General features: G+C 72.3%; 24 protein-coding genes. 19 read left to right on the top strand and 5 right to left on the bottom strand.

The features are described 5' to 3' along the window. Positions 1–188: 188 nt before the first annotated feature. Entirely contained in the window at positions 189–755 is a 567-nt protein-coding gene (locus CLV43_RS28040; protein ID WP_106190519.1) for a PadR family transcriptional regulator, read from the bottom strand. A gap of 70 nt (positions 756–825) precedes the next feature. Between CLV43_RS28040 and CLV43_RS28035 the strand changes: the two genes are divergently transcribed. The 6 genes from CLV43_RS28035 to CLV43_RS28010 all read left to right on the top strand — a co-directional run bounded on the left by CLV43_RS28035 (position 826) and on the right by CLV43_RS28010 (position 7210). Next, entirely contained in the window at positions 826–1218 is a 393-nt protein-coding gene (locus tag CLV43_RS28035; protein ID WP_106190664.1) for a nuclear transport factor 2 family protein, read from the top strand. An 82-nt stretch (positions 1219–1300) separates the two neighbouring features. Beyond that, complete coding sequence (locus CLV43_RS28030; protein WP_106190517.1) at positions 1301–1744, top strand: helix-turn-helix transcriptional regulator; 444 nt, start codon at positions 1301–1303, stop codon at positions 1742–1744. A gap of 10 nt (positions 1745–1754) precedes the next feature. Continuing rightward, a complete protein-coding gene (locus tag CLV43_RS28025) occupies positions 1755–2165 on the top strand; it encodes a VOC family protein (RefSeq protein WP_106190662.1) in 411 nt (136 codons plus the stop codon). Between the two features lie 33 nt (positions 2166–2198). Beyond that, positions 2199–4580: an ATP-binding cassette domain-containing protein gene (locus CLV43_RS28020; protein WP_106190516.1), complete on the top strand. Its 2382-nt coding sequence runs from the start codon at positions 2199–2201 to the stop codon at positions 4578–4580. 167 nt (positions 4581–4747) lie between these two features. Further along, positions 4748–6319: a lipase family protein gene (locus CLV43_RS28015; protein ID WP_106190514.1), complete on the top strand. Its 1572-nt coding sequence runs from the start codon at positions 4748–4750 to the stop codon at positions 6317–6319. A 42-nt stretch (positions 6320–6361) separates the two neighbouring features. Then, a complete protein-coding gene (locus CLV43_RS28010) occupies positions 6362–7210 on the top strand; it encodes an NYN domain-containing protein (RefSeq protein WP_106190512.1) in 849 nt (282 codons plus the stop codon). 26 nt (positions 7211–7236) lie between these two features. Here CLV43_RS28010 and CLV43_RS28005 read toward each other — a convergent pair whose 3' ends face one another. Continuing rightward, positions 7237–7863, bottom strand: a complete 627-nt coding sequence (locus CLV43_RS28005) for a response regulator transcription factor (protein WP_146174932.1) — start codon at positions 7861–7863, stop codon at positions 7237–7239. 331 nt (positions 7864–8194) lie between these two features. Between CLV43_RS28005 and CLV43_RS28000 the strand changes: the two genes are divergently transcribed. Further along, positions 8195–10999, top strand: coding sequence for a helix-turn-helix transcriptional regulator (locus CLV43_RS28000; RefSeq protein WP_106190509.1), 2805 nt, complete (start codon positions 8195–8197; stop codon positions 10997–10999). Positions 11000–11026: 27 nt separating this feature from the next. Here the strand turns inward: CLV43_RS28000 and CLV43_RS27995 are convergent, their stop codons facing one another. Beyond that, positions 11027–12574 carry a hypothetical protein gene (locus CLV43_RS27995; RefSeq protein WP_146174931.1) on the bottom strand — a complete coding sequence of 516 codons (1548 nt, stop codon included), beginning with the start codon at positions 12572–12574 and terminating at the stop codon, positions 11027–11029. A 46-nt stretch (positions 12575–12620) separates the two neighbouring features. After that, positions 12621–13670 (bottom strand): hypothetical protein, encoded by a 1050-nt coding sequence (locus CLV43_RS27990; protein ID WP_106190506.1) that lies wholly within the window; start codon positions 13668–13670, stop codon positions 12621–12623. Positions 13671–14046: 376 nt separating this feature from the next. Here CLV43_RS27990 and CLV43_RS27985 point away from each other — a divergent pair, with 376 nt between their 5' ends. The 11 genes from CLV43_RS27985 (at position 14047) to CLV43_RS27935 (ending at position 25477) form a co-directional block, all read left to right on the top strand. Continuing rightward, positions 14047–15564 carry a phage tail sheath family protein gene (locus CLV43_RS27985; protein ID WP_106190504.1) on the top strand — a complete coding sequence of 506 codons (1518 nt, stop codon included), beginning with the start codon at positions 14047–14049 and terminating at the stop codon, positions 15562–15564. A 3-nt stretch (positions 15565–15567) separates the two neighbouring features. Further along, entirely contained in the window at positions 15568–16002 is a 435-nt protein-coding gene (locus CLV43_RS27980) for a hypothetical protein (protein ID WP_106190503.1), read from the top strand. A gap of 49 nt (positions 16003–16051) precedes the next feature. Continuing rightward, on the top strand, positions 16052–16504 hold the full coding sequence (locus tag CLV43_RS27975) for a phage tail protein (RefSeq protein ID WP_106190501.1): 453 nt from the start codon (positions 16052–16054) through the stop codon (positions 16502–16504). Positions 16505–16605: 101 nt separating this feature from the next. After that, on the top strand, positions 16606–17007 hold the full coding sequence (locus CLV43_RS27970) for a hypothetical protein (protein ID WP_106190500.1): 402 nt from the start codon (positions 16606–16608) through the stop codon (positions 17005–17007). After that, a complete protein-coding gene (locus CLV43_RS50335) occupies positions 17004–17186 on the top strand; it encodes a DUF6760 family protein (RefSeq protein ID WP_106190661.1) in 183 nt (60 codons plus the stop codon). Before CLV43_RS27970 ends, CLV43_RS50335 begins: the two co-directional genes overlap by 4 nt. A 45-nt stretch (positions 17187–17231) precedes the next feature. Beyond that, positions 17232–19475 carry an eCIS core domain-containing protein gene (locus tag CLV43_RS27960; RefSeq protein ID WP_146174930.1) on the top strand — a complete coding sequence of 748 codons (2244 nt, stop codon included), beginning with the start codon at positions 17232–17234 and terminating at the stop codon, positions 19473–19475. Continuing rightward, positions 19472–19954: a phage tail protein gene (locus CLV43_RS27955; protein WP_106190496.1), complete on the top strand. Its 483-nt coding sequence runs from the start codon at positions 19472–19474 to the stop codon at positions 19952–19954. The genes CLV43_RS27960 and CLV43_RS27955 overlap by 4 nt, the downstream gene beginning before the upstream one ends. Beyond that, the gene (locus CLV43_RS27950) at positions 19951–21225 is read left to right on the top strand and encodes a phage tail protein (RefSeq protein ID WP_106190495.1); all 1275 of its coding nucleotides are present in this window, start codon (positions 19951–19953) and stop codon (positions 21223–21225) included. The genes CLV43_RS27955 and CLV43_RS27950 overlap by 4 nt, the downstream gene beginning before the upstream one ends. Then, positions 21222–23102, top strand: a complete 1881-nt coding sequence (locus CLV43_RS27945) for a VgrG-related protein (RefSeq protein ID WP_106190493.1) — start codon at positions 21222–21224, stop codon at positions 23100–23102. The genes CLV43_RS27950 and CLV43_RS27945 overlap by 4 nt, the downstream gene beginning before the upstream one ends. A gap of 10 nt (positions 23103–23112) precedes the next feature. Next, complete coding sequence (locus tag CLV43_RS27940) at positions 23113–23517, top strand: GPW/gp25 family protein (RefSeq protein ID WP_106190491.1); 405 nt, start codon at positions 23113–23115, stop codon at positions 23515–23517. A gap of 1 nt (position 23518) precedes the next feature. Beyond that, positions 23519–25477, top strand: coding sequence for a putative baseplate assembly protein (locus CLV43_RS27935; protein WP_106190490.1), 1959 nt, complete (start codon positions 23519–23521; stop codon positions 25475–25477). A 213-nt stretch (positions 25478–25690) separates the two neighbouring features. Here CLV43_RS27935 and CLV43_RS48620 read toward each other — a convergent pair whose 3' ends face one another. Next, positions 25691–26008: a hypothetical protein gene (locus CLV43_RS48620; RefSeq protein ID WP_211304579.1), complete on the bottom strand. Its 318-nt coding sequence runs from the start codon at positions 26006–26008 to the stop codon at positions 25691–25693. 38 nt (positions 26009–26046) lie between these two features. Here CLV43_RS48620 and CLV43_RS47950 point away from each other — a divergent pair, with 38 nt between their 5' ends. Continuing rightward, entirely contained in the window at positions 26047–26955 is a 909-nt protein-coding gene (locus CLV43_RS47950) for a discoidin domain-containing protein (RefSeq protein ID WP_170156011.1), read from the top strand. The last annotated feature ends 8 nt before the right edge of the window (positions 26956–26963 follow it).

Here is a 26963-nt window from a genome sequence, read left to right as displayed (position 1 = left end):
CGAGTCAGGCGCAGCCTGATCCTGGCGAAGCCAGACCCCCTCCCGCCCCCGATAAACAGCGCCCTCCTGATCGATCTTGGTTTGTCAAGACAGCCCTACCGTCTTGACAAACCAAGATCGATCATTGGAACAATCGCGCGCCGAGGGCCGGGCTTCCCCGGTCAATACCCGAACAACCCACCAACCCCTCAAGGCACAACCACCCCCACCCTCTCCCCCAACACCTCCAACGTCCTCTCACACCACCCCACAGTCGCCTGCTCCAACAACCTCCCCCCCATCAACGTCAAGTAGGGCCCCACCCTCTCCGCCCTCACCAGGAACTCCTCCTCCTCAAGCCCCCCGAGCAGCCTCTCCCTCAACCGCTCGTACCGCGCCAGCTTCGCCCTGGACCACTCCAACCGCTCCAACACCGCCGCCCGCACAGCCTCGACGTCCCCCACGTCCACCGCCTGCACCTTGATCAACAGATCATCCCGAAGCGCGGCGGGCTTCGCGGGCACGGCGCTGAACGCCAGCAGCTCCCGCCGCCCCTCCTCCGTGAGCGCGAACAGCCGCTTGTCCGGCCGCCGCTCCTGCCGGACGACGCGAGCCGCGATCACCCCCTCGCCCTCCATCCGCTCCAGCTCCCGGTACAGCTGCTGCGGGGTGGTCGTCCAGAAGTTCGCGACCGAGGCGTCGAACCGCTTCGCCATGTCGTACCCCGACGCCTCGCCCTCCAGGAGGGCGGCCAGAACCGCGTTGCGCAAAGCCATCTGGACAATTTAACACCGACCTGATTAATCTCCCATGCGACTACTCAACAAGTTGTCTATGGAGGCCACGATGCACCCGTTCCGCAAGGCCGTCGAAGCACGCGACCAGGACGCGATCGAGGCCCTGCTGGCCGACGACGTCGTGTTCACCAGCCCGGTCGCCTTCTCCCCCTACCCCGGCAAGCCCGTCACCGCCGCCATCCTGCGCGCGGTCATGCGCGTCTTCCAGGACTTCCGCTACGTCCGCGAGATCGGCGGCCCCGACGAGGAGAACCACGTCCTGGTCTTCACCGCCCGAGTGGGTGAACGGGAGATCCACGGCTGCGACATCCTGCACGTCGACGAGAACGGCCTGGTCGACGACCTCACCGTGATGGTCCGCCCGCTCTCCGCGGCCAAGGCCCTGTCCGAGGCGATGGCCGCCCAGTTCGAGCAGATCACCAGGGAGGCCACCGGCGCGTGACCACGACGGGCACCGGCTCGTCACGACGGGCGTCGTCCGGACGTCCGACCGCTGGTCCGCGCGATGTGGCACCATCGCGGACGTGACCAGCAGACCCGCCCCGGCGCAGCGCCTGAGCGACCTCGCGCGGCTGCGCCGGGTCCGCGACCGGATCGACCGCGAGTTCGCGCGGCCGCTGGACGTGGAGTCGCTGGCGCGCGACGCGCACATGTCCGCGGGGCACCTGAGCCGGGAGTTCAAGGCCGCCTACGGGGAGTCGCCGTACGGGTACCTGATGACGCGGCGCATCGAACGCGCGATGGCGCTGCTGCGGCGGGGCGACCTGAGCGTCACGGAGGTGTGCTTCGAGGTCGGCTGCCAGTCGCTGGGCACGTTCAGCACCCGCTTCACCGAACTGGTGGGCGTGCCGCCGAGCACCTACCGGCGGCAGGCCGCGCAGGCGACCGAGGGCATGCCGTCGTGCGTGTCCAAGCAGGTGACGCGACCGGTCAGGAATCGAGAAGCGCGGTCCCCGAGCCGGACTTAGTGTGGCCGCCATGGACATCACGGTGCACACGACCTACCTCCCCCAGGACGACCCCGACGCGGCGGTGGCCTTCTACCGCGACGTCATCGGCTTCGAGGTCCGCAACGACGTCGGCTACAACGGACTGCGCTGGATCACCGTCGGCCCTCCCGGCCAGACCGGCACGGCGATCGTCCTGCACCCGCCCGCCATCGACCCCGGCATCACCGAGGACGAGCGCCGCACCGTCGTCGAGATGATGGCGAAGGGCACGTTCGCGGCCATCAACCTGGCGACCAAGGACCTCGACGACACCTTCGCGCGGCTGCAGGGCAGCGGAGCCGACGTCGTCCAGGAGCCGACCGAACAGCCGTACGGGATCCGCGACTGCGCGTTCCGCGACCCCGCGGGCAACCTGGTCCGCATCCAGCAGCTGCGCTGAGCGCTCCGGCGACCACTGGGAGACACGATAAGCATGGCCACGAGGAAGAGCACGCCGTCGCCCGCACCGCACGAGGCCGACAACCACGACCTGATCCGCGTGCACGGCGCCCGCGTGAACAACCTCAAGGACGTCAGCGTCGAGATCCCGAAGCGCAGGCTGACGGTGTTCACCGGCGTCTCCGGGTCGGGCAAGAGCTCGCTGGTGTTCAGCACGATCGCCGCGGAGTCCCAGCGGATGATCAACGAGACCTACAGCGCGTTCCTGCAGGGCTTCATGCCGACGCTGGCGCGGCCCGACGTCGACGTGCTGGAGGGGCTGACCACCGCGATCATCGTCGACCAGGAGCGGATGGGCGCCGACCCGCGCTCCACGGTCGGCACGGCGACCGACGCCAACGCGATGCTGCGCATCCTCTTCAGCAGGCTCGGCGAGCCGCACATCGGTTCGCCGCAGGCGTTCTCGTTCAACGTGGCCTCGATCAGCGGCGCGGGCGCGGTGACGATGGAGCGCGCCGGGCAGAAGGTGAAGGAGCGGCGCAGCTTCAGCATCACCGGCGGCATGTGCCCGCGCTGCGAGGGCCGGGGCTCGGTCAACGACATCGACCTGACCGCGTTGTACGACGACACCAAGTCGCTCAACGACGGCGCGCTCACCATCCCCGGCTACAGCATGGAGGGCTGGTACGGGCGCATCTTCCGCGGCTGCGGGTACTTCGACCCGGACAAGCCGATCAGGAAGTTCACCAAGAAGGAGCTGAACGACCTCCTGCACCGGGAACCGACCAAGATCAAGGTCGAGGGGATCAACCTGACCTACTCGGGGCTCATCCCGCAGATCCAGAAGTCGTTCCTGTCCAAGGACCCCGAGGCGATGCAGCCGCACATCCGGGCGTTCGTCGACCGGGCGGTCACGTTCACCACGTGCCCCGAGTGCGACGGCACCCGGCTCAGCGAGGCGGCCAGGTCGTCGAAGATCGCCGGGGTGAACATCGCCGACGCCTGCTCGATGCAGATCAGCGACCTCGCCACGTGGGTCGGCGGCCTGGAGGAGCCCTCCGTCGCGCCGCTGCTCGCCGCGCTGCGGCACACCCTCGACTCGTTCGTGGAGATCGGACTGGGCTACCTGTCGCTGGACCGGCCGTCGGGGACGCTGTCGGGCGGCGAAGCCCAGCGCACCAAGATGATCCGGCACCTCGGATCGTCGCTGACCGACGTGACGTACGTGTTCGACGAGCCGACGATCGGGTTGCACCCGCACGACATCCAGCGGATGAACGGGTTGCTGGTGCAGCTGCGGAACAAGGGCAACACGGTGCTCGTGGTGGAGCACAAGCCCGAGGCGATCGCCATCGCCGACCACGTGGTGGACCTGGGGCCAGGCGCGGGCTCCGGCGGTGGCGAGGTCGTGTTCGAGGGCACCGTCGAAGGGCTGCGGGCCAGCGGCACGACCACCGGGCGGCACCTGGACGACCGGGCCGCGCTGAAGGAGTCGGTGCGGACGCCCACCGGGAAGCTGGAGGTGCGCGGTGCCAGCGCGCACAACCTGCGCAAGGTGGACGTCGACATCCCGCTCGGGGTGCTGGTGGTCGTGACCGGCGTGGCCGGGTCGGGCAAGAGCTCACTGGTGCACGGGTCGGTGTCCGGTCGGGACGGTGTGGTCTCGGTGGACCAGACGGGGATCCGCGGGTCGCGGCGCAGCAACCCCGCGACCTACACCGGGATGCTGGAGCCGATCCGCAAGGCCTTCGCCAAGGCCAACGGGGTGAAGCCCGCGCTGTTCAGCTCGAACTCGGAGGGCGCCTGCCCCAACTGCAACGGCGCGGGGGTCGTGTACACCGACCTCGGGATGATGGCCGGGGTGGCCAACCCCTGCGAGGTGTGCGACGGGAAGCGCTTCCAGGCCGAGGTGCTCGACTACCGGTTCGGCGGCCGCGACATCAGCGAGGTGCTCGCGATGCCGGTCCGCGAGGCCGAGGAGTTCTTCGGCGACGGCGAGGCGAAAACCCCCGTGGCGCACAAGATCCTGGTCAACCTGGTGGACGTCGGTCTGGGCTACCTCACCCTCGGCCAGCCGCTCACCACGTTGTCCGGCGGTGAACGCCAGCGGATCAAGCTCGCCACCCGCATGGCCGAGCAGGGCGGCGTCTACGTCCTCGACGAGCCGACCGCGGGCCTGCACCTCGCCGACGTGGAGCAGCTGCTGGGCCTGCTCGACCGGCTGGTCGACTCCGGCAAGTCCGTCATCGTCGTCGAGCACCACCAGGCCGTCATGGCGCACGCCGACTGGATCATCGACCTCGGCCCCGGCGCGGGCCACGACGGCGGCAGCGTCGTCTTCGAGGGCACCCCCGCCGACCTGGTGGCCGCCCGCTCCACCCTCACCGGGGAGCACCTCGCGGCCTACGTCGGCTGAGGACCGGACGGTCGCCGCGGGACACCCGCGGCGACCGTCCACCGACGACAGGTCCCGCTTGCCCCACCGGGTGAACGCACACCACACCACCGGGTGATCTCCGGCCCACCCCGGCGACCACCCGGCTACATTTCCCCCGGCCCGCACCGAGGAGAGGACGGGGTCCAGTGGATCCGCACGACGTCCCCGAACCGGGCACCCTCCTCGGACACGAACCCCTCCCCAGCGCGTACTGGCCGTCCCACACCGCCGAGGCGACCCGCGTCCTCTACCAGGGCGTCGGCTACGACGGCGCGAGCCGGGCCGTCAGCGGGTCGGTTTTCCTGCCCATCGGCGAACCTCCGCCCGGCGGCTGGCCGGTGGTGGCGTTCGCCCACGGCACCACGGGCCTCTCCGACCGCTGTGCACCGTCCCGCACCGGGCTGAGCAGGCTGGAACGCGAGCACGTGGCGCGCTGGCTGGCGGCGGGGCACGTGGTGGCCGCGACCGACTACGAGGGCCTGTCCAGCGCGGGACCCCACCCGTACTTCAACGGCGAGGCCGTGGCCGACGACGTGGTCGACATCGTCCGCGCCACCCGCCGACTGCACGACCGGGCGAGCGCGTCGTGGCTGGTCGCGGGCTTCTCCCAGGGCGCGCACGCGGCGCTGTTCGTCGGCCTGATGGCCAGCCGCTACGCCCCCGACCTCGACTTCCGCGGCACCGTCGCGCTCGCGCCGCTGGTGCACCTCCCGCTGCTCGTCGACGTCCTGACCGGCGACGGCACCCGCCCCGTCTCCATCCTGCTGCCGTTCCTGCTGGCGGGTCTGCGCACCTCGCACCCCGACTTCGACGCGCGGCCGTTCCTGACTGACGTGGGCGGCAGGCTGGTCGACGTGGCGTCCACCGCGACGCTGGTCGACATGTTCCGCGCGATCGGCGGTCAGACCAACGACACCGCGGGCACCACCGGCATCCGCGCCCGTCCCGGCATCGACCCGGTGCTGCACGCCTGCCGCGTGCCCGTCGCCAGGATGGACCGGCCGGTGTACCTCACCGCGGGCGACGCCGACGAGGTCGTGCCGGTCGCCGTGGTGGAGCGGTTCGTCGCGGACCTGCGCGCCACCGGCACACCGGTCCGCTACGACCGCCACCCCGGCGCGACGCACGCCGACGTCCTGGCGGCGGGCCACGACAGCGTCATCGCCTGGAGCACGACCCTGGGCCGGTGCGACGACCCACAGCCCCCGAAGCGGTTCACCGCCCTGGACGCCGACGGCGACGGGCGCCTCACCGAGGACGACTTCGAGGTCTTCGCCCTGCGGCTCGTCCAGGCGCTCGGCCGGTCGCCGGGCTCCCCCTCCGCGCTCACCGTCCGCCACCGGTACCGCGACCTGTGGCGGGCGCTCGCGGCCAGGTCCGACCAGGACCTCGACGGCGCCGTCAGCGGGCCCGAGTACGTCCGCTGGCTGGGCACCACCACGCGCGACGACGGGTTCGACCGCAACGTCCGCCCCTTGGCCGAGGCCGTGGTGCGACTGGTGGACACCGACGGCAGCGGCGTCGTCGACGCCGCCGAGCTCACCCGCGTGCTGCGCGCGTGCGGGCTGTCCCCCGACGAGGCCCGCACCACCCTCGCCGCGGTCGACCGCGACCACGACGGCGTCGTGTCGGTCGCGGAGATCGTGGACGTGGTGCGCGACTTCTGCCTTGACCCCGCGCCGGGCAGGCCCGGTCACTGGCTGTTCGGGCGGTCCTGAGGCGACGGGACCACCCCGTGCGGCTCGGGTAAGGTCCTGCGGGTGGGGGAGATCGTGCGCATCGGCGTGTTCTACGACGGCACGTGGTTCGCCTACGTCAGCGACTTCTACGCCACCGCCCACCCGAGGGCCGCCCGGATCGCGCTCGACGGCTTCCACGACGCGCTGCGCTGGTACGTCCACAACGAGACGGGACGCGCGCTCGAGGACTGCGTGGTGCACGAGGCGCACTACGTGCGCGGTCGCATCGAGACACCCGCGAGGTCGTTCGACGCGGTGCTGGCCGCGGCCGAGATCACCCGGCACGACCTGCCCCTGCACGGGGGCAAGGAGAAGGGCGTCGACGTCCACTTCGCACTCGAGGTGTGGGACCGGGCGACCACCGTGCCGTTGCAGTGGGTCGTGCTGGTCACCGGCGACGCCGACTTCACCCCGCTGGCGACCAGGCTGACCGGTCGCGGCGTGCACGTGGTCGTGCCCGTGGTGGACGCGCGGTTCTCCTCCGGTTCCCCACCGCCCGCCTGGACGCCGCGCACCGCCGCACCGCTGCGGGCCGCGGCGACGGCGACCCCCGCGTTCGACGAGCTGTTCGCCCCCTCCGACCGCGACGACTACCCGCTGCGGCGCGCGTTCGTGCGCTCCACCGAGGCCGTCGCCTCCCCCGCGGGCTCGCCGCGCGGCCGCCGCCGCGGCACGGTGACCGGGTGGAAGGCGGGGCAGCCGCACGGGTTCATCACCGACAGCCGCGGCAGCTCGTGGTTCGTCTCGCGCGACGACCTCCCCGACGGCCGCGCGGGCCTCCCCAACGGCACACCGGTGTCGTTCACCGGCTCCCCCGTTCCCGGCGGGGGCCGGAAGTACCCGCGCGCCTACGAGATCCGCCCGGAGTAGCGCGGTTCGCGGCCGTGGGCCGGATGTCAGATCAGTCCCTCGCGCATGGCGTACGCGACCGCGTGGGAGCGGTTGCGCAGGCAGAACCGGGTCGTGACGGCGTGGACGATGTTCTTCACGGTCCGGGAGGAGTACGCCAGCTTGGTCGCGATCTCGTCGGTGTCCAGGCCTTCCGCGATCAACCGCAGGACCTGCGACTCGCGGGCGGTCAGCCCGGTGAACGCGGGCCGGTAGGGCGCGACCGCGCCGACCTCGAGGGTGGCCACCTGCTGGAACAGCCGGTTGAGCATCGCGGCGGGCAGAGCGGCCTCGCCCTGGGTGGCCCGCAGGACCATCCGCGCGAGCTTCGCCGGGGTGGTGTCCCGGCGCTCCAGCACTCCGCACACGCCCAGCTTCACGGCGGCGCGCAGCTCGGCGTCGTCGAGCGAGGAGGTGAGCAGGATGAAGTGGGTGCAGCCGGTCCGGCCCAGTTCGCGGGCCTGGACAAGGACCTCGTCGGTGACCGCGTCGGCCGCCAGGACGACCACCGTGCCCTGGCCGACCGCCGAGCGCGGGACCACCTCCAGCTCCGGGGACTGGCCGAGCTGGGCGATCACCCCGAACCGCGTCACCGAGTCGGTGGCCTCGACGTGCACTCTCACTCTTTCGCCCATGGCCGTACCCCCAGGTGGCTCACCGTGTTCCCCAGCGCTACCAGGGTCCGGCACCCGGAGCCGTTCGTCTGTTGGGGAAAACCCCAAGGTTTTCCCTAGGGTTTCGGCCGCCGCCGCGCCACGGCACCGGGTGGGCGCGGGCTGATCGGCGGAGTCGTGGCAGGCCGTGGGCCATCCTCCGCAAGGGGGTGTGGGCCGATCGCCGCGCCGGCTCCGGCACGGGCATGCCCGGCACACCCGGCGGTCCCGGAGTCGCTAGGATGACAGAACATGAGCGGCTCAACGATGTTCACCACATCAGCGTGCTGACCGAGCGGAGTGCGGACGTCCGGTGACGGGGCTCGTGGAACGGGACGCCGAGGTGCGCTCCCTCCGGGAGCTCATGGTCCGGGTGAAGGCCGGTCACGGCGGCCTCGCGGTGCTGGAGGCGGGGCCCGGTCTCGGCAAGACGGCCCTGCTGCGCCACCTGCGCGGGCTCGCGGCGGACCAGGGGTGCGTCGTGCTGTCGGCCCGCGGCGCCGAACTGGAGCGGGAGTTCGCCTTCGGCGTGGTGCGCCAGCTGCTCGAACCCGTCCTGCCGCGCGACGACGAGGAGCGGCGGCAGGTGTTCCGCGGCGCCGCCCGCATCACCGAGAGCCTGTTCGGCGCCGGTGACGGGCAGGCCGCTCCGGGGTCGCCGTTCCCGCTGCTGAACGGCCTGTACTGGTTGCTGGTCAACCTCGCCGAGCGGGCGCCGCTGGCCGTGCTGGTGGACGACGCCCAGTGGGCCGACCAGCCTTCCTTGCGGTTCCTGGGTTTCCTGGCCCGGCGGCTCGACTCGATCGGGATCCTGGTGACCGTGACGATCCGGTCCACCGAGCACGGGGACGACGAGCTGGTCGACGACCTCCTGGCCACCGACGACCTCACGTTGCTGCGCCCCAGGAACCTCAGCGCGCGGGGCGTCGCCGACCTGGTGCGGCAGCAGTTCGGGCCGGACGCGCACGAGGAGTTCTGCGCCGCCTGCGACGCGGTCACCGGCGGCAACCCGCTGTTCGTCCGCGAACTGCTGCGGGTGCTGGTCGCCGACGGGGTGCGGCCGGACGCCGAGCACGCCGCCGCCGTCACCGCGGCCGGGCCGGGCGCGGTCCACTGGTACGTCGCCGCCCGGTTGCGCCGCCAGTCCGCGGCCGTGCAGGCGGTGGCGAGGGCCGTCGCGGTGCTCGGCAACGACTCGGACCTCGCGGTGGTCGCGGCCCAGGCGCAGCTGACCTGGGCGCAGGCGGCGGGCGCCGCACGGCGGTTGGCGGGCCAGGGGATCTTCGAGCACGCCGACCCGCCCGCGTTCGTCCACGCGGTGGTCCGGGACGTGGCGCTGTCGCTGATCCCGGTGGAGGAGCGCGCCGCCGAGCACGAGCGGGCCGCGACCGTGCTGCTGCGCGCGGACAAGCCGGTCGGCCAGGTCGCCTCGCACCTGTTGCGGACCGCGCCCGCCGGGACGCCCGACCGGATCTCGACGCTGGCCGCGGCGGCGAGCCAGGCCTTCCAGCACGGGTCCCCGGAGACCGCCGCGGTGTTCCTGCTGCGCGCCAGGGCCGAACCGCCACCGCCCGCGCTGCGGGCCGAGATCAGCAGGCAGCTGGGCAACTGCCAGGCCCACCACCTGGCCCTCGACGACGCCGGAACACGGCTGCGGGAAGCGCTTGCCCTGGCCGACGGCGGCAGGCAGCGGGCGCTCTGCGCGTACAGCCTCGCCCGGTTCCTCAACGGTTGCGGCGACCCCCAAGAGGCCATCCCGCTGCTCGTCCAGGCGTTGGGCGACCTGGAGGGCGTGGACGACCCCGGACTGCTGCTGGAGGTCGAGGCCGAGCTGGTGGGCATGGCGCGTGCCGATCTCGCGAGCCGTTCCCTGCTGTTGCGGCACCTCGACTCCTTCGACCGCAGGCCCGGCCGCCCGAAGGCGGTGCTCGACTCCCAGTGGGGGCTGGAGGCCGTGCTCGCCGGCCGCCCGGCGGACGAGGCGGTCCGGCTCGCCCGGTCGGCGCTCGCGGGCGACGCGCTCACCCCGGAGCGGTGCGGGCTGTGGTCCGCGGTGCACACCATGATCGTCGCGGACCGGCTCGACGAGGTGGAGCGGCGGACGCAGCGGGCGCTGGACACCGCGGTCGACCGGGGCCTGCTCTTCCCGATGGGCATCATCCGGTGCCACCTGGCCAGGATCGCTCTGCTCCGCGGCGATCTCGCGCAGGCGGCCGAGCACGTCGAGCTCGGCACGGCGGCGTCCCCGCGACCGAACATCGGCCTGCCCGCGCTCGACGCGACGGCGATCCACCTGCTCGTCGAACGGGGACGTCTCGTCGAGGCCGAGGCCGTGCTCGCCGGCAGCGTGCTGTCGGGTGACCGGCCCGCGCGGTCGTCGGTGCACCTGTGGCTCCTGGAGGCGCGTGTCCGCCTGCGGCTGGCCCAGGGCGACCACGTCGCCGCGCTCGCCGACGCGGTCGCGTGTGGACGGTTGCTCGAGAACTGGGGCGTGGGCGGGATCTGGGACGTCCACTGGCGGTTGTTGGCGGCGCAGGCCCACCGCCTCGCCGGGAACCACCAGGAGGCCTCCGCCCTGGCGCACGAGCAGCTGCGCCTGGCGCGCGACTTCGCCGTGCCGCGGCACATCGCGGTCGCGCTGCGCGCCACGGCCGCCTCCGCCGCCCCGGCCGAGCAGCGCGGGCAGTTGGCGGAGGCCGCCGACCTGCTGCGCGGCGGACCGGGCAGGCTGGAGCTCGTCCACGTCCTGGTGGACCTCGGCGCGGCGCAGCAACGGGACGGCGACCGCGAGAAGGCCAGGACGACGGTCCGGCGGGCGGCCGAGCTGGCGGCGGAGTGCCACGCGGACGACCTGGCCGAGCGGTTGCGCGCCGGGCTGGCGGCGGTCGGCGGTCGGCTGCCGCGGTTGCGCCTCACCGGCCTGCACGCCCTGACGCCGTCCGAACGCCGCGTCGCGAAGCTCGCGGCCGACGCGCTGACCAACCGCGAGATCGCCGAACGCCTCTTCGTCAGCGAGAAGACCGTCGAGGCGCACCTGAGCAGCACGTTCCGCAAGCTCGGCGTCCGGTCCAGGACCCAGCTCGTCACCCGCATGACCGCCGTCCCGCCGAGCGGCTGATCGCCGGGTGCGCCAAGGGGCGGCCGACTACCGCAGCATCTGCCCGAGCTCCAGCTTGGCGTTCTCCAGGGACATGCCCTCCTTCACCCTCTCGATCGCGATGCCGATCGCCTCCTCAAGGCCGTCCTTCTTGCCCGTGACGGTCTCGGCATGGCGCCTGAGCTCTACGGCCAACGACTTGCGGATGTACTGGCGGTCCATTTCTTGGGCCAGCGCGTTGAGGTCCGTCGACACCGAGTCCGCCAGCGTCCGGTCGTACACCAGACCGTTGCGGACCCTGGCGACCACCGGGTCGACGATGCGCCCGACGGCCTCCTGCTTGTCCCGCAGCTCCGCCGGGTTGTCGTTGTAGGACTCGTCGAGCTGGAGGGTCGAGACGAGCTGCTTCACGTCCTCCCGGAGCGACGCCACGGCGTCCGCGCCGGCCTTTTGCGCCGCGGCCACGTCGTCCTTGATCTGCTGCTGGAACAGCAGCCTGTTCTGCTCCTTCTCCTCCGCTGTCAGGTTCTTCGAGGCCCTGTTCGCGCCCAGCTTGTTGTTGTTCATCTTGTCGGAGGACATCACCGCCACCATGTCGTGGTAGCTGCCGAAGGTGAAGCTCGTCACGCGGCGACCGCTGTCGTCCACGTCGGACATGTCCTTCAGGCTGTCGCCGGTCACCAGGTGCCAGCGGAGGGAGGTGATCGTCTGCAGTCGCAGGAGCTGCGGCAGCTCCTCACCGAACAGGATGGAGTCGGGGTTGTAGTACCGCACGAACACGTGCACCTCCGAAGGCGCCTGGCCCGCGAACTCACGGGAGATCGCCTTCCACAGCCCGCCGAGCACGCTCCAGTCGTCGAACAGCGAGAGCTGGTTGTACAGGTGGCCCGCCCGCGTGGTCTCCAGCGTGACGAAGCGCCGCTCGCTCGCGTACATCCGGACGTCGTAGCCACCCGACCACAGCGCCAGGCGTTCCCCCCTCGGGATCGTCAGGGCCGTCCTGAACTTCCTGGCCAGTTCGGGGTAGACCGGGTTCTTCTTCAGTTCCTCCTCGGTGCGACCCGGTTGTCTGGCCCAGTCGACTCCCTTCAGGGTGAGCTGCCAGAGCTCCTCCACCGCCCCCGGTTCCAGGAAGCCCGCCAGGACGGCGGTGAACTTCGCGTGGTCCGGGTGGTCGCCTACTTCCGGGTGCGTGGCGAAGCCGTCCGCTTCGCGCTCGTCGTCCGTGCCTTCGCTCCAGGTGGTGTCCTCGACCCTCTTCAGGTGGGCAAGCCGATCGGCCACCGCGCCGGCCAGCACCTTCATGTCGTCGAAGTGCCTGCCGTCGTCGTAGAAGTCGTAGATCGCCTTCTCGACGCGCCCGCGCCGCGCACCGGCGTGGAGTGCCGGGAACAGGCTCTCGGCCGTCTTGGCCGTCGCCGACCCCGCTGTCATCAGCGAGTCCACCAGGGCCCCGAGCTCCTTCGACGTGTAGCGCCGCTGCTGTGCGCCGTGCCCCACGTAGAGGGCGCGTCCAGCAGCCGTCGACGGTGCCACGGTCGCCCTCAGGTGTCGCCGGACCGCTTCCTTGAACTCTTCCTGCAGTGCCGAGGTCACGTTCTCCGACCTTTCGTTGGATGCGGTGTAGGGGTGGGGTTCGAGCTCAGACGGCGACCTGCTCCGCGAGCACCTCGTTGATCAGTTCCTGGCGCCGCCGCGGCGCGATCTTCTCGAACTCGGGGTTCTGCGCGACCACCGCCGCGTCGTGGCTCAGCACTTCCCCGATCGGCGCCGCCGGTGTCCGTGCCGGGGCGAGGACGACGTGCATCCACTGGTCCAGGAACGTGACCAGCTGGCCGTCGGTCGCGCTCTTCCACCCGGACCACTCCTTGTCGAGGGTGGCGCGGACGCCGTCGGGCCAGGCGTCGCCCAACCCGGCGAGGAGCTGTTGCCGCTGCGAGCCGGTCGTCCAGTGCAGCGCCGTGACGTCGACGGCGGGCGCGGCCTGCGCGAGGATGGTCGGCATCCACTGGTCCAGGAACGTGACCAGCTGGTCCTTGGTCGCGGCCTTCCAGCCGGACCACTCCTTGTCGAGCGTGCCGCGGACGACTGTGCCCCAGGCGTCGCCGAGTGCGGAGTGCAGCCGCTCCCGCTGGGTGCCGGTCGTCCAGAGCAGCGCGGTGACGTCGTCGGCGGGCGCCGGCGTCGCCTGCCCGAGGATCGTGGGCATCCACTGGTCCAGGAACGTGACCAGCTGGTCCTCCGTCGCGGCCTTCCAGCCGGACCACTCCTTGTCGAGCCTGCCGCGGACGACGTCCTTCCAGCCTTCGCCCAACGTGCCGCGCAACCGGTCCTGCTGCGTGCCGGTGACCCAGGTCAGCCCTTGGACGCCCGACCGGGATCGTTCCTCCGCCGCCCGCAGTCCCTTGAACGTCGTGAGCAGCTCTTGGTTCTCGGTCTCCGCCATCGCTTCGACAGCGGCCAGCGGGTCGGTGAGCGAGTCCTCGACCTTCCGGTGGAACTCCGCGACGAAGTTGTCGTCGAAGGCGAAGTCGAACTCGCGCGCGTTCGAGCTCAGCTCCTCCTTGAAGGAGCTCCACGAGTCATCCGCGTTCGACCGCGTCTCGCGGATCGCGTCGAACCACTTCTCGGCCAGGGTCTCGTCGGTCAGACCGGCGGCAGCCAGCGCTGCCTTGATGTCGTCTTCCTTCATCCACCATCAACCCAATCCTCGGGGCGCCATCGGGCCGCGGGGTGCGGCCGCGTCCGATCGCGGAACGACCTCGTCGGCGGCCACCACTGTCATCCGGATCGCGCGACCGGCACAGCACCCGCCGATCAAGAAAGGAGGCAGCGGGAGTTCCCCTTCGGGTAGGTGCGCGGGCGACCGCACCTCACGGAAGGGCACGAGCCCGGTGAGCTGGTCGGACGGCCGGGGCGCGCGAGGTCCTGCCCTCCCGGTCGGCCCCTTCGTCCGCCGGGTTTCCCGATGGTGCAACGCGGTGCGCGAAATCCGGGCCGATCTCTTCTGGGGCCCGGCGGCGTGCCCGGTCAGAGTGGACGAGTCAGGCACAACAGCGGAGGACGGTATGGCGAGCTACCTTTCACCCGGCGTGTACACCGAGGAGGTGTCGTCCGGTTCCAAACCCATCGAGGGGGTCGGCACCGCCGTCGCCGCGTTCGTCGGGTTCGCCGAGCGCGGTCCGACCGACGAACCGGTGCTGGTGACCAACTGGACCCAGTTCACCCAGTCGTTCGGCGGGTTCCTCGACGACGGCTACCTGGCGCACGCCGTGTACGGGTACTTCCTCAACGGCGGCGGCGCGGCGTACGTGGTGCGCATCGGCGGCGGGACGGGGGACGGGACGGCGGCGGCGCGCGCGGAGATCGCCGGGGTCGGGTCGGGTCGGCCGGTCGTGGTCAGGGCGGTCGAGCCGGGCACGGCGGGCAACGGGGTGTCGATCGACGTGCAGGACGCCTCCGAGCCGGGCGACGACGCGGTGAAGCTCGTGGTGCGCAAGGGGGACGTGGAGGAGGTCTACGACAACGTCACCGTGCGGCGCGGGCCCTCCCACGTCGTGACCGCGCTGCGCCAGTCCAAGTTGGTGGCGGTCGAGGACGTCAAGGGGCAGAGCGCGGTGGCGCTGCCCAGCAAGGGCACCCGGACCGTCCTGAGCGGTGGTGAGGTCGCCGCGGTGGGGCCGGTGCGGGCGTCCGACTACGTGGGCGACTCCGGCGACCGCACCGGGTTCGCCGGGCTGGAGGCCGTGGACGACGTCACCATGCTGTGCGTGCCCGACCTGATGAGCGCCTACCAGCGCGGTGCCATCGACCGCGACGGGGTCAAGGCCGTGCAGCTCGCCATGATCGCGCACTGCGAGCTGATGTCCGACCGGGTCGCCATCCTCGACCCGCTGCCGGACCTCAGGCCGCAGGCGCTGCGGACGTGGCGGGTGGACGAGGCGGGCTACGACTCGAAGTACGCGACGCTCTACTGGCCGTGGCTCGACGTCGTGGCGCCCGACGGCAAGAAGCTCTCCGTGCCGCCCAGCGGGCACGTCGCGGGCGTGTGGGCGCGCAACGACGACACGCGCGGTGTGCACAAGGCGCCGGCGAACGAGGTGGTGCGCGGGGTGATCGGCCTGCGGTCCGGGCTGACGCGGGGCGAGCACGACGCGCTCAACCCGGTCGGGGTCAACTGCATCCGCTCGTTCCCCGGACAGGGGACCCGGATCTGGGGCGCCCGCACGCTGTCCAGCGATCCGGAATGGCGCTACCTCAACGTGCGCAGGCTGTTCAACTACGTGGAGAAGTCGATCCTCAACGGGACGAACTGGGTGGTGTTCGAGCCCAACGACCAGTACCTGTGGGGCTCGGTGCACCGGACGATCAACATGTTCCTCCGCCGGGTGTGGCGCAGCGGAGCCCTGTTCGGCAGCACGCCGGACCAAGCGTTCTACGTCAAGTGCGACGAGGAGAACAACCCCGAGGAGAACCGCGACGCGGGCATCCTCACCGTCGACATCGGCATCGCCCCGGTGAAGCCCGCCGAGTTCGTGGTGTTCCGCCTGGCGCAGTACTCCGAGGGCGCGGCACTGCAGGAGTGAGTCGTGGACCAGTATGTCAGTGCCGCGCGGTTCGTCGTGAACTGCGAGGGGTGGGCGGTGGGCCTGGGTTTCTCCGAGCTGGCGGGGTTCACCTCCGCCGTGGAGCACCAGGAGTACTCCTACAACAACAGGATCGGCAACATCCACACCAAGCAGTTCGGGCGGGCCAGGCCGCCGTCGATCACGTTGAAGCGGGCGCTCGACGCCGCGGGCTTCGGCCAGATCTTCGCCTGGCACGCGCTGGCGCGGATGAACAACCCGTTGGCGAAGGTGCCCGCCGCGTTCATGATCATGGACGCGAGCGGCGGGATCACCGCCTCCTGCCTGCTGGAGAACGCCTGGTGCGCCAGGCTCGAACTGGACGCGGCGACCGCCGGGTCGTCGAACGTCGTGATGATGAAGGCGACCATCGAGTGCGACTCGATCATCCTCGCCTGACCGGCGACCGCCGGACGAACACCGACCAACGAGGAAGAGGAGTCCTGCCATGACCGCGACCACGCAGAGCCAGGTGGTGTCCGCCGCGCGGTTCTACCTGTCCTTCAGCAACCTGGGCACGATCGCCTTCTCCGAGCTGGGCGGCATCTCGTCCAAGGTCGGCGCGCAGGAGTACATCTACAACGACGACAAGGGCAACACCATCCACACCAAGCAGTTCGGCAAGACCGAGCCGCCGGTGATCCAGCTCAAGCGCGGGCTGGACGCGGCGGGCAACACCAAGCTGATGGCGTGGCACGCGATGGCGCGCATCGGAGACCCCAAGGCCCGCGGCGACGGCACCCTCAAGGTGATGGACGCCTCCGGCAAGGAAGCCATCACCTACGTGCTGCACAACGCCTGGTGCTCCGAGATCCTGATCAGCGGCCTGAAGGCGGGCGACTCCGCCGTGGCCACCATCGAGTGCAAGGTCACCTGCGAGCTCATCGAGGTCAAGCCCTAGAGCCCTAACCGATCCCGCGCGACCGCCGACCGGGACGCGCGACCGGTGGACACCGTCGGCACCGCACGGGGTGCCGACCGCAGACTTGGAAGGACATCCCGATGACGCAAGGCCTGACCGCTCCACCGGGCGCGCTGCGGACGGAGTACCCCTTCGTGCTGCCAAGGGGTTTCGTCGACGAACGGGGCGTCGCGCACCGCGAGGGCGTGATGCGGCTCGCCACGGCACGCGACGAGATCACCACCCAGACCGACCCGCGGGTGCGGCAGAACCCGGCGTACCTGACGGTGCTGCTGCTGGAGCGCACGCTGGTGCGGCTGGGCTCGGTGCCGGTGGTCGACGCGCTGGTGGTGGAGTGCCTGTTCGCCTCGGACCTGGCGTTCCTGCAGGACCTCTACCGGCGGATCAACCAGGACGGCCACACCGAGGCCGACGTCGCCTGCCCGGCCTGCGGCCACGAGTTCGGGGTGGACGTCGCCGGTGATGCCTCGGGGGAACGCTGACGTACGCGCTCCCCCGCCTGTGGGAGGAGATCGCGTACGTCGCCTACTACCTGCACTGGTCGTTCGGGGAGCTGCTCGACCTCGACCACCGCTCCCGCACCGCCGTCATCACCGAGGTCGGCCGCATCCACCAGCGCCTCGACGGCGTGGACGCCCCGCCCCCGCCCGCCCCGTACTGACCCCTGCCCGTCACGACCGCGTTCGGAGGACCGATGTGGTGGCCATTGCGCGGTAAGCGGTCCCGGACCGCCGACCACGTCCCGCCCGCGCCCACGCGCGCGTGGCGGCGCCTGCCCGTGCTGCGCACGGTGGTCACGGGACTGCCGCGCACCGCGGTGGTCCTGCTGCGGATGCCCGACGTCGCGGGCACCAGGTCGGTGCTCCCCGAACTGCGGCTGCGCGGGCGCCGGAAGCTCCCCGCGACCGCGGGGAGCCGCACGAACGAAATGTCCACAGTGGACGACTTCGTGCCGGACACACCCGTGGTGGTCGGGCGGACCACCGGACTGCTGGTGGTCCGCCCCGAACCGCCCGCGCCGCTCCCCGAGCACGACCCCGCACCACTGGTCGACCAGGACGGGTCCGACGACCCCGTGCTGCCGGTCGTGCCGTCCGTGCGCCGCCCGGCCGTCCCCCGACGGCCTGCCACCCCGGCGCTGACCACGGCCTCCGCCGAGTTCGTGTCCGAGCCGGTCGAGCCCGACTCGCCGTTCCGCAGCATGACCGAGCTCGACCGGCTGGCCGCCCAGTACGAGGCGATGGGCATCGAGACGGCGCTGGGCATGCTCGGGCTGGGCGAGGCGTCGGGACTCGCCGCGTTCGCCGCTCCGCCACCTCCACCCGAGCCCACACCCGCGGTACGACCCCCGAGGGGGCCGCGGGCACGTCCGACGCTCGGCCAGAGCAGGAGGCGCGGAGTCGGGCTGCCGATCCCGCCCGCCACGCGGGACGACTCCGGCGAACCACCCGTCCCGGACGCCCAGCCCGTCCTGCCTGTCCCGGACGCCCCGGCGGAGCGGTCGACACCGCCCGTGATTCCGCCCGCGACGACCCACGCGGACGTCGACACCACCGTGGAACCGCACTCGATCCCACCGACCTCTCAGCCCTCACCTCTCCCGGCCGTACCGGCACACCCGTTGGTGCACAACGACGAGCAGGACGGCGACGGGCGACCGGACGAACGACGAACCGGCCGGACCGTGGTCCAGCCACCCCTGTTCACCTCGCCCCCGAAGACGAGGCCCACCACGACGTCCGGCGACGCACCCCCACCTCGACTGCCGGCCCCACCACCCGCGAGGACGACCCCACCTCAGGACAGCGGCATACAACCGCACCAGCCCCAGCAACCTTCCGCCGCACACGAACCACTCCCCCACCGGCGCGCGGCGGAAGCACCGACCGTCCGGTGGGACGGCCCGGTCCACCGCGCCCCCATCGGCCAAGGACCGACTTCCTCCACCTTTAAGTCCGATGTGGACGATCACCCCGAACCCCTCGCACCCGAAGTCGTCACGGCCATCGCGCGCGAGCCGGGCACCGACGTCGCGGACGTCCCGGTGCTCGGCAAGCAGGTCGTCCTCCAGCGGACGGTCTCCTTCGCCGAACCCGAGTCCGTCGAGGTTCGGGTGCCCTCCGACGTCGTCGCCGCCTTCCGGCGGGACCTCGGTGTCGACGTCGCCGACGTGCCGGTGCACAGCGGCCGGGCGGTCACCCGGCAGGCGGCCGGACTGCGAGCCCGCGCGTTCACCCAGGGCGGCCGGGTCCACCTGCCGCACGCCGTCGCGACGATGGACCGCGGGGACACCCGCGCCCTGCTGGCCCACGAGCTCGTCCACGTCGTGCAGCAGCGCGTGCTCGACACGGACATGCCCGACGAGGACTCCGCGCACGGCCAGGAGCTGGAAGCCGTCGCCAGGTCGGCGGAGCGGTGGTTCCTCGGCGAGGAACAGGCTCCGGTGTCGCTGGTGCACCGCACCCGACCCGCGACCACGACTGCACAGACGACGCAGCCCATCACCACCCACGCCCTCCAACGCGCGCCGCAGCCGACGACGACGGACTCCCCCACCCCGGTCCACGAGAACACCGACGCGGTTCCCGTGGGCTCCACGATGTCCTGGACGCCGGAGACCGGGTTCACCGAGGCTCACCGTCCGGACGCAGCGGCACCACCGTCGTCCCCGGCGCACCACCAGGACACCGGTTCTGACTCCGCCGGGCTGGCGGAGGCGTTCACCCAGATCGCCGACCTGCGCTCGACGCTGGCGGCGCTGCGGCGGGACCGCGAGGCGAGCCGTGACGACCCGCCGGACGACCTGACGCCCCAGCCGGGCCGTCTGGACGCCGACTCCCTCGCGGACCGGCTCTACGGGCACATCCGCTCCCGGTTGCGCTCCGAACTGCTCGTCGACCGGGAGCGGACCGGTTCCCTCGCCGACCCCGGACCAGGAGGACACCGGTGAAGCCCTCGACGCTGCCCACCAAGGCCGCGGAGTTCATGTTCGACCAGGTCTCGATGGCCCACCGGTTCGTGGTGCACCTGGACCACGGCGAGTACGACCTCGGCAGCTGGTCGCGGGTGTCCGGGCTCAAGGTGAGCTGGGAGCGGCACCACTACCGCGCCGGTGAGGACAACGACGTGGTCGTCGTACCGGGCGACTCGTCGTACCCGGTCGTCGAGCTCTCCCGCGCCGCGTGCTCGGACTCGGTGACGGTCCAGCGGTGGCTGGCCGGCACGTCCCGCAGGCACGAGCCGCTCAGCGGCGGGATCCACCTGCTCGACTTCGCGGGCGTCCCGGTCATCACCTGGGAGCTCAAGCAGTTCTTCCCGGTCTCCTGGTCGATCTCCGCCTTCGAGTCCGGCGGGACCAAGCCCGTGATCGAGACGTTGGAGCTGGCGCACTCGGGGTTCCTGCACGACGAGTCCGGAGGCCGGCGATGATCATCCCCCTGCTCACCCAGCCGCCGCTCGGCGCGTGGGCGGCGAAGCGGAAGCCCGGCAGGCCGGGCACGCACCCGCGCTACGGCACGACGACCTGGTTCCGGGTGGTCGTGGTGCGCCCCACCGGTTCGGAGGACCTGGGCCGGTGGTCCGGCTGCTCCGGACTGGGTGTCGAGCTCACCGTGGACGAGGTGTGGTCCGGTGGCGAGGACGACGCGCCCTACTTCGTCCCCAAGGCGATCAACCACGGCAGGATCGTCCTCGAACGCGCCATGGACCACGCCGACAGCGAACGGGTGCAGGTCTGGCTGCGGCGCGTCGCACGCGAGTGGCACGACAGCGCTGAGGGCGGCGCCGGGCTGGTGGAGTCCGGTGCGACGGCCAAGGGCGGCGAGCCCGCCAAGGCCCTCTACACGGGCACCACGGTGATCATCTCGATGTTCACCTCTCCGGGTGGCGACGACGGGGAGCGCCTGCTGGGCTCCTGGGAACTGGCCAACGCCTTCCCGGTCGCCTGGTCCGCCCCGATGCTGACCGACAAGGCGGGAAGGGTCGCGATCGAGAAGCTGACCCTGGTCCACCGCGGCTTCCTCGGCAAGGGGAGCCTCGGCGACCACGAGTCCGCGCGGTCCGACCAGACCAAGGGCCGCTTCACCATCTCCCACGGGCCGAACGACAGGCTGGAGTTCCAGTACAACCCCCGCGAGGTGACGCTGGAGAAGAAGCTGGACGGCCTCACGCACAGCGGCTACCACGTCTACAACAGCGAGGACTCGTGGCGGATGGACAACAGGCTGTGCTTCAAGGTGCAGGCGTTGACCGTCGAGGGCGCCACCGCCGTGCGCACCACCGCGACGAAGCTGTGGGACTGGCTGGAACCGGAGGGCGAGCCGAAGAAGGGGAGCGCGACGCCGTCCGGTGGCCAGCAGAACGCGAAGCGGCTCACCATCAGCATGGGACCGAGCCACGTCGACGACGTGCACCTGCGATCGGTGGAGATCCGCTACACCCGGTTCACCCGTGCCGGTGTGCCGTGCCGGGCCGTGGTGACCCTGGCGGTGGTCATGGCCGCGGACGTGCGTGCCCAGGACGGTGCGGCACCCACCGGCGCGCCCGGTGGAGGCGGGCGGTCCCCTGGGAAGAACGCGCTCGGCAAGGGCGGCACCGCGGGCCCGCGCGGCCGGAACACCCCGGCGGCCCCTCCGCCCGCCCGCGCGGCGTCCACAGTGGACGACCCGTTCCGGCCCGGCCTCACGAGGGGGAAGCGGTGACCAAGCCCCAGCCCGCGTTCGTCGAGGTCACGCCCCGGATCCTGGTCGGCCCGCGCTCGACCCCGCTGGCCGGGTCCGTCGAGGACCTGGTCGAGAACGTCGTGGTGGACCTGCACGCGCACCTGCCGGACATGTTCGAGATCACCTTCGCCGACCCGGACGGCTCGGTGCTCGACCGCGCGGGCCTGGCTATCGGCACGCAGGTCGCACTGGCGTCGGCCGGGGTCGCCGACAAGACCGCGGCGGACCTCGTCGTCGGCGAGATCACCGCGATCGAGGGCGACTACGGCTCGTGCAGCAGCACGACCGTGCGCGGCTACACCCGCGACCACCGCCTGCAACGGGCTCGGCGGACCCGGACCTTCCTCAACGCCAAGGACTCCGACATCGCGAAGAAGATCGCCCGCGAACACGGGCTCGCGATCGGCGTGGTCGACCAGACCACGACCGCGCACGAGCACGTCGGGCAGGTCAACCAGACCGACTGGGAGTTCCTGCGGTCGCGGGCGGACGCCATCGGCTTCGAGTTCGGTGTGGTGGACGGCAAGTTCCGCTTCACCCGCCCGGTGTCCGCGCGGTCCGCCAAGGCGGTGGGGCTGTCGTTCCCCACGACGCTGCTGCGGTTCGCCCCGCGGGTCACCGCGGGCAACCTCGCACCGCAGACCGAGGTGAGGGTCTGGGATCCCCGCCGGGCCAAGGCGGTCGCGGCCGTCGTCGACACGGCGGCCGGGAACACCCGCCTCGACGACGCGGATCCCGCCGCTCTGTCGCGGCCGTTCCAGCCCCGCGCCGCGGGCCCCAAGCCCGCCGCGGCCGGGCGCGGCTTCGGTCCCGACCCGGTGGCCGCGGGGCTCGTGGTGACCAGCGCCCCCGTCGCCCACGGCGCCGCCGCCGACACCGCCGCCCGCGAGGTCGCGCAGGGCGCCGCACGACGGCTCGGGTCCACGGTGGCCGAGGCCGAGGGCGAGGCACTGGGCGACCCCCGCCTGCTCCCCGGCGTCGCCGTCGACGTCGACGGGGTGGGCGGACCGTTCCGCGGGCGGTGGGTGCTCACCAGGACCACCCACCGCTTCACCGCCGGGCGCTACAAGACCGCCTTCGAGATCAGCGGCGCCAACACCCGGTCCCTGCTGGCACTGGGCGGCGGCACGCCGACGACCGCGCCGATCCCCGGTGTGGTGTGCGGGATCGTGAGCAACGTCGGCGACCCGGACGGCAAGGGCCGGGTGCGCCTCACGCTGCCGTGGCTGTCGCCGCAGTTCGAGACCGGCTGGGCGGTGGTGGCCCACCCCGGCGCGGGCACGCGCGGGGGTGCCGTCCTCCAGCCCGCGGTCGGCGACCAGGTGCTCGTGGCGTTCGAGTTCGGCGACCCGAGGCGGCCGTACGTGCTCGGCGGCCTGTACGACGACCGGGCCACGCACGACCTCGGTGGTCCACCGGTCAAGCGGAGCGGGTCGGCGGCCTCGGTGGTGCGGCGCGGGATCGTCACGCCGACCGGCAACCGGCTCGCGTTCCACGACGAGCAGGGACCGGGCTCGAAACCCTCGACGGTGGCCTCGGACTTCGTGCTGGGCACCGCGGGCGCGGACCTGGCGCTGGTGGTGGACCAGGTCGCCGGGACCGTGACGCTGCGCTGCGCCCCCGCGCCGTCGGGCGGCAGACCCGCGAAGCCGGGGAAGCTCACCATCCAGTGCGGCGACCGCGGCGTGATCGACGTCGTCAGCGGCAAGGGCGGCAAGGTCAACGTGACCGCGGGTGCGGGCGGCGAGGTGAACGTCGGCGGCGGCGCTCGGCTCAACCTCACGGGCAAGGCCTCGGTCAAGATCGAGAGCAGCGGCCCCGTGGAGATCAAGGGACATCCGATCAAGCTGAACTAGGAGGGCCGGGGTGCGCACGGACACCATCGGCACGGGCTGGGGGTTCCCGGTGGGGCTTTCCGCCACCGGGGGCTTCGGCCTCGCGTCCGGGACGACGAAGCTGGAGCAGTCGATGCGGCTGATCCTCACCACCTACCCCGGTGAACGCCGGATGCGCCCGGACTTCGGGTCCCGGTTGCGGGACTTCGTGTTCCAGCCGCCGACCACCGAGGTGCGCGCCGAGCTGGCCGCAGAGGTCGAGCGCGCGCTGACCCGGTGGGAGCCGCGGGCGCGGATCGAGCGCGTGCGGGTCGAGCCCGCCCCGGAGCGCCGGAGCCTGTTGTTGATCGACATCGACTACACCGTCGTGGACACCGACGACCGGGGCAACCTCGTCTTCCCCTTCCACGGCCTGCCCGACGACGAGGAGGACTGAGATGGCGCTCCCCGCGCCCGATCTCGACACCCGCCGCTTCGCCGACCTGGTCGAGGACGCGCACCGCATGGTGCGCGGCCGGTTCCCCCAGTGGGACGACCAGCACCCGTCCGACCCCGGTGTGACGCTGATCGAGACTTTCGCGTTCATGGTCGACCAGCTGGTGTACCGGCTCAACCGCGTGCCGGACCGGCTGCACGTGAAGTTCCTCGACCTCATCGGGGTGCGACTTTTCCCGCCGACCCCGGCGCGGACCGACGTGACGTTCTGGCTCTCGGCGCCCGCCACGACCGCGCTGGTCGTGCCGTCGGGCACCACGACCGGCACGACCAGGACCGAGACCGCCGAGTCGATCGTGTTCACCACCGAGGACGACTGCGTGGCGCTGCCCTGCGAGCTCGCCGCGGTGCGGGTCGGAACGTCCACGGAGGACACAAGTGAGGACCGGACGTCCGCCCTGCGCACCGGTCTGCCGGTCGCGGTCTTCGGCGCGGTCCCCGGTGACGGCGACCACCTGCTGCTGGGGCTGGACACCGCCGTCCCCCGGTGCGCGGTGCGCGTCGAGGTCGAGGGCGACCTCGACGGCGTCGGCGTCGACCCGACGGACCCGCCGCTGGTGTGGGAGGCCCACGACGGCGAGGGGTGGCTGCCGTGCCGGGTGCTGCACGACGGGACCGGTGGGCTCAGCACGGCGGGCGCGGTCGTGCTCGACGTCCCGGCGGGTCACCGGACGAGCCTGCTCGACGGGCAGCGGGCGGCCTGGCTGCGGGCCAGGGTCGTGGCGCACCGCGAGGGCCAGGCCACCTACCACGCCTCGCCGACGGTGCACCGGATCTCGGCGTGCACGGTCGGGGTGAGCGGGTCGGCGGTCAACGCCGAGGTCGTGGACCTCGAAGTGCTCGACGCCGCCGAAGGCGTCGCGGGCCAGGTGTTCGTGCTCGCCGAACGCCCGGTGCTCGCGGGCGCGGGCGAGGTCGTGCTGGAGGTCGAGTCGGACACCGGCTGGGACGTGTGGACCAGGGTCGAGCACTTCGCCGCCAGCGGCCCCGACGACCGGCACTTCGTCCTGGACGCGGCACAGGGCGAGATCTCGCTGGGGCCGGTGGTGCGGCTCGCGGACGGGACGCTGCGCAGGCATGGCGCCGTCCCCCCGCACGGTGCCACGCTGCGCGTGCGCCGGTACGCGACCGGGGGTGGCGCGCTCGGCAACGTCGCGGCCAGGACCATCCGCACGCTGCGGACGTCGATCCCGTTCGTGGCCGACGTGGAGAACGTCCGGCCCGCGACCGGGGGCAAGGACGCCGAGACGGTGGAGCAGGCCCGTGACCGGGGCGGGCTCGCGCTGCGCACCAGGGACCGCGCGGTCACCGCCCAGGACTACGAGGTGCTGGCCCGCGAGGCGGTCCCCGAGGTAGCCCGCGTCCGCTGCGTGCCCGCGTCCGGCCCCGACCTGCCGCCCGGCACGGTGAAGGTGCTGGTGGTGCCGTCGGCCGCGATCGGCGACGACGGCCGCGTCCGGCTGGCCGACCTGGTGCCGCCCGACGCCGTGCTGGCCACGGTGGCCGACCACCTCGATCGGGTGCGGCTGGTGGGCACCACGGTGCTCGTCGAACCGCCGCGCTACCGGGGCGTGACCGTGGTGGCGCGGCTGGTCGCCCGCCGCGGGGCCCGGACCGCCGAGGTCAGGGCGGAGGCGGTGCGGGCGCTGTCGGTCCACCTCAACCCGCTGCCGGGCGGCGGACCGGACGGCGCGGGCTGGCCGTTCGGCCGCTCGGTGCGGGCGGGTGAGCTGCACGCCGTGCTGCAACAAGTGGCGGGGGTGGATCTCGTGGAGGACGTCCGGCTCTACAGCGCCAACCCCGTCACGGGGGAACGCGGGCAGGAGGCGGCGCGGATCGACCTGGACCCGCACAGCCTGGTGTTCTCCTTCGACCACCAGGTGCGGGTGGAGACCCGCTGATGGCATCGAACGGGAGAGGGGGACCGGCCGTGATCGTGTGCCGGGAGTGCGGGCAGCGCAACAAGGACATGGACTCCTTCTGCGGGTCGTGCGGGCAGTTCCTGGAGTGGACCGGCGAACGGTCCGCTCCGACGCCCGCGCCCGTCGTGGTCCCGGTGGTCGAGCAGGACGCGCCGGAACGGGTGGGCTGGCTGCAACGGCTGGCCACGACGATCACGGGCCCACCGACCACTGTGGACGGTGTGCCCGTCGACCAGGAGCGTTCCGGCGGAACGGCTTCCGCCGGTGGAACCGCCCCGGCGGGCTTCGCGGCGCCGGGGAACGGTCCGCCGCCTCCCCCACCGCCACCGCCACCGCCTCCTCCTCCACCGCCCCCACCGCCGCCACCTCCCCCGCCGCCGCCTGGCGGATCCGCTGTGCCGCCACCACCTCCGCCACCACCACCCCCTGGCAGGTCGGCCGCACCACCGCCTCCACCGCCTCCACCGCCAACCGGGTTCGGTGCGCCACCACCTCCTCCGCCACCACCACCGCCGCCTCCACCCGCCCCGAGAACCGCGCTCGACCCCGTGGGCAGCGCGTTGATCGCGGCGGTGGACGTGGCCGAACCGGACGCCGGGCACACGACCGAGGAGGTCCTTCCCCAGGAGGCCCGCCCCGCGCCCAAGCCCGTCCGCCGGGTCCCCTCGACCCGTGCGGTCCGCCCCGGCGACCTGATCTGCGGCGAGTGCGGCGAGGGCAACGCGGCGACCCGCAAGTTCTGCGGGCGGTGCGGCGAGTCGCTGCGCTCCGCCGCGGTCGTCCGCACGCCGTGGTGGCGCCGCCTGGCACCCCGGCGCGGCCCCAAGGTCGTCCCGGCGGCCAAGCGGCCGAAGGCGGGCACGGCGGGACGACGGCGACCGGCACGGAGGATCGGCACGTTCGTCCGCCGCTACACCGTGGTCGTGGTGCTGGTGTCCGGCCTGGTCGTCGGCGTCTACCCGCCCCTGCGCACGTTCGTCCTGGACAAGGCACGCGGTGTCGGCACCGCCGCGACCGCCGTGCTGGGGACCGCGTTGAGCCCGGTGCGCCCCACCGGCATCGCGCCGACCGACACCGAACTGGAAGGACACCCGGCGAAGGCCGCCTTCGACCAGTTCAAGAACACCTACTGGGCCGCGGGGTGGCAGCGCGGCGGGGGTGTGCAGCCCGCCGTGTCGGTGGACCTCGGCAAGGTCACCGCGCTCGCCAAGGTGATCGTCACCAGCGGCGCGAGCGACGCGTTCGTGGCGCACGACCGGCCGTCGATCCTGCTGTTCGCCTACTCCAACGAGAAGTCGGACACCGTCACCCTGACCGACACCCCGGAACCGCAGGAGATCGCCCTGACCAACGGGCTGGCCGCGAAGGTGGTCAGGGTGCAGGTGCTGCAGGTGTTCGAGAGCGAGGGCGCGCAGGACGTCGCCCTCACCGAGGTCGAGTTCTTCGGCGTGGGCTGAGCGCCCGT

Source organism: Umezawaea tangerina (assembly GCF_003002815.1).
Classification (GTDB): domain Bacteria; phylum Actinomycetota; class Actinomycetes; order Mycobacteriales; family Pseudonocardiaceae; genus Umezawaea; species Umezawaea tangerina.
This window is presented reverse-complemented; position numbering and strand designations above follow the sequence as displayed.